We start from the raw sequence: 1182 nt of genomic DNA on the forward strand, positions 1-1182 counted from the left end.
GGTGGATCCGGTGCGGGTGTTGGCGGCGCGTCCGCAGGTGCGCAAGGTGTTCGGTGATGCGTGGGTGTTGATGGATCGGATCCATGATGCGAACGACTCGGGTGAGATCTTGTTCCGGTACCTGCGTGATCACCGGCCGGAGGTGAATGCGTGGTTCGTGCTGGAGAAGGACACGCCGGACTGGAAGCGTCTGAAGGACGACGGGTACGGGGCGCGTCTGGTGGCGCACGGGTCGTTGCGGTGGAAGCTGTTGATGATCAATGCGGGGCATCTGATCTCCTCGCACATCGACAAGCCGGTGCAGGAGCCGCCGGCGGTGATGGCGCACCTGCCGGTGCCGCGGTGGCGGTTCACGTTCCTGCAGCACGGGGTGATCAAGGATGACCTGTCGCGGTGGTTGAACCCGAAGCGGATCGATGTGTTCGTGACCTCGACGCCGGGGGAGTACGAGTCGATCGCGGGTGAGGGGTCGCCGTACGTGTTCACCGACAAGGAGACGGTGCTGGCGGGGTTGCCGCGTTTTGACCGGTTGCACGAGAAGGCGAAGCAGTTCGGTGGGGACGGGTGTGACCTGATCCTGGTGGCGCCGACGTGGCGCAACTGGTTGGTGCCGCCGTTGAAGCCGGGTAGCCAGCGTCGGGTGATCGACCGGCACTTCTTCGAGACGGACTATGCCAAGGCGTGGACGGCGTTCCTGTCGAGTCCGGAGCTGGCGGAGCTGGCGGCGCGGACGGGGCGTCGGGTGGCGTTCCTGCCGCATCCGAACATCCAGCCGGTGCTGGCGAAGATGGACCTGCCGGATCATGTGTTGCCGTTGTCGTTCGATGGTGCGGATGTGCAGGAGTACTTCGCGCGGGCGGCGGTGCTGGTGACGGACTACTCCTCGATGGCGTTCAACACGGCGTACATGGATCGGCCGGTGGTGTACTTCCAGTTCGACGAGGCGCGGGTCATGGCTGGTGGTCACGTGGGTCGGGCGGGGTACTTCCAGTACCGGCGTGACGGGTTCGGTCCGGTGGTGGCCGAGGCGGGTGACGCGGTGGCTGCGGTGGTGGAGATCGCCGAGCACGGGTATGCGGCGACGCCGGAGTACCAGGCGCGGATCGAGGCGACGTTCCCGATGCGTGATGGTCGGTGCTGTGAGCGGGTCACGGCCGCGATCGAGGCCCTCGACCGCCCGGC

At 66.4% G+C, this 1182-nt stretch carries 1 protein-coding gene; it reads left to right on the forward strand.

The genetic code is table 11. The features are described 5' to 3' along the window. Positions 1–1182: CDP-glycerol glycerophosphotransferase family protein (locus tag BIV28_RS19405; RefSeq protein WP_207556132.1), on the forward strand; the 1182-nt coding region annotated here is incomplete at both ends.

This window comes from Intrasporangium flavum, assembly GCF_001956915.1.
In the GTDB taxonomy this organism is placed as follows: Bacteria; Actinomycetota; Actinomycetes; order Actinomycetales; family Dermatophilaceae; genus Monashia; species Monashia flava.